Here is a 2,193-nt window from a genome sequence, read left to right as displayed (position 1 = left end):
TGCAGGAGCGCGCCTTGCACTGGCGTCAGATACCCGAAAGCGGCGGCGATCATGCCCAGGACCGACAGACCGATCCCAGCGACGACGCTTTCGACCGCGATCCGTCGCGAGGCCCGCGCGATCTCGATGCCAGGCCCCAGCCGGTCGAGTCGGTCGACGAGCAGCACCACGTCGGCGGCCTCGGCGGAGGCCGCGGCGCCCCGTGCCCCCATCGCCACACCCACGTCGGCCGCCGCCAGCGCGGGCGCGTCGTTGACGCCGTCGCCCACCATCATGACGGGACCGTGCTTTCGCTCGGTCAGCACCAGCAGAACCTTCTGGTCCGGCGTCAGTCCAGCGCGCAGACCGTCGAGACCAAGTCCCACGGTCACGCGCTCGGCCACGTCCGCGCGGTCGCCGGTGGCCAGCAAGATGCGCGCGATCCCTTGGCGGCGGAGACCTTGCAGCATGGCGCCCGCGCCCTCGCGCAGAGGATCTGACATCACCAGATGCCCGGCCATTCGGCCATCGACCGCAACTGCGACCAAGACCGATCCGGCGCCCTTGGCGGGGTGATCTCCCCCCGGTCGCCCGACCCGGGAAGCCACGAAACCGTCGCCCCCGACGATCACGTTGCGGCCCTCGACATCGCCCACGACCCCTTCGCCGGGAAACTCGGCGACCTCGGCCGGCACGGGCAGCGCAAGGCCCTGTCCCTTGGCGGCGGCGACGATGGCCTGCGCGACAGGGTGCTTGGAGGCCTGATCGAGCGCTGCGGCAAGGCGCAGTATGTCGTCCTTGCCCATGCCGTCGTGACTGTCGATCGAAACGATCTGCGGGCGGCCGTCGGTCAGCGTGCCGGTCTTGTCGAGGATCAGGGTACGGATGCGCGCCATCGTCTCGAGCGGCCCCGCGCCCTTGATCAGCACCCCAAAATGCGCAGCGCGCGACAGGCCGGCGACGAGCGCCACCGGCACCGCCAGGATCAGCGGACAGGGCGTGGCGACGACCAGCACGGCGACGGCCCGGATCGGATCGCCGGTGAACCACCAGGCCGCAAAGGCGATGTTGACGGTGACGGCCAGAAAGCCCAGCGACCAGCGGTCCGCCAGCCGGGACATCGGCGCCTTGGACGCCTGCGCTTCCTCGACCAGACGGACGATCCCGGCATAGGTGCTGTCCTTCGCCTCGCGCGTCGCCGTAAGGTCGAAGGCCTCGCCCGCGTTGGTCGAGCCGCTCATGGCGTCGGCACCGTGGGCAAGGCGCACCGGCAGGGACTCGCCGGTCAGCGCCGAGGTGTCGAGGAAGGCCGTGTCGGAGGCCACTGTGCCGTCTACCGGCACCACGTCGCCCTGCCGGATCAGCAGGCGATCACCGGGGGCGAGTTCGTCGAGCGGCACCTCCTCCAGCGCACCGTTGCGGTGCCGGGTCGCGGTCCGGGGCACGCGGGACAGGAGGTCCTGCATCGACCGACGGGCGCGGCCCTCTGCGAAGGCTTCGAGGAAGGTGCCGCCAGAATACATCACCGCGACCACCGCCGCCGCCAGGGTCTCGCCGAAGACGAGCGCCGCGGACATGGACAGCGCGGCAACGATATCGAGGCCGACCTCGCCGCGCCCGATGCTCCGGCCGATCTCGACCAAGAGGCCTCCGAGCGCCGGAACAACCCCGGCGATCCAGACGAGGTTCGCGATATCGGGTTGGCCCGCGAAGTAGAACGCAAGTCCACCAGTCAAACCGGCCACGGCCGTCAGCAGAATGGCGGTCTTGAAGCGGTCGGTACGGGTCTGTTCCATGCGGCTTATCTTCCGAGGGCTGAGGCGATTGCCGCTGGATCTTCGGAAAACAGTCGTCCGACTCCCACGCCCCTTGCGCTGGCATCATCATCGCGCAGGAGGAACAGGGCGTCGAGCCCGCTTTGTCTTGCGAGCGTCGCGCCTTGGTCCGGCCCACGCACCATGAGGGCCGTCGCCCAGGCATCGGCCTCGGCACAGGTGCGGGCCACGACCGTGACGGAGGCCGGCGACGCGATCAGCGGCGCGCCCCGCCTCGGGTCCATCGTGTGTGACAGGCGGCGCCCCTGCACCTCGACCCAGTGACGGTAGTCGCCCGAGGTCGCGACGGCGGCGTCCTGCAGCGCGAGGATAGAATGCAGCGTCCGGCGCTCGGCGTCCGGCGCCTCGACCGCGACGGTCCAGGCCTCGCCGTCCGGCC

Annotated in this window: 2 protein-coding genes; both read right to left on the bottom strand. The window is 70.6% G+C overall.

Annotation, left to right across the window (positions count from 1 at the left end; all coding sequences use genetic code 11):
* Positions 1-1,775: heavy metal translocating P-type ATPase (locus DDE13_RS22315; protein ID WP_111406387.1), on the bottom strand; the 1,775-nt coding region annotated here is incomplete at its 3' end.
* Between the two features lie 5 nt (positions 1,776-1,780).
* Positions 1,781-2,193, bottom strand: a 413-nt coding sequence (locus tag DDE13_RS22310) for an FAD:protein FMN transferase (protein WP_222626189.1), incomplete at its 5' end; no start/stop codon positions are given.

This window comes from Meridianimarinicoccus zhengii, from assembly GCF_003254465.1.
Taxonomy (GTDB): domain Bacteria; phylum Pseudomonadota; class Alphaproteobacteria; order Rhodobacterales; family Rhodobacteraceae; genus Meridianimarinicoccus; species Meridianimarinicoccus zhengii.
Note: the sequence above shows the minus strand (reverse complement) of the source record. Positions and strands in the feature narration are given on the sequence as shown.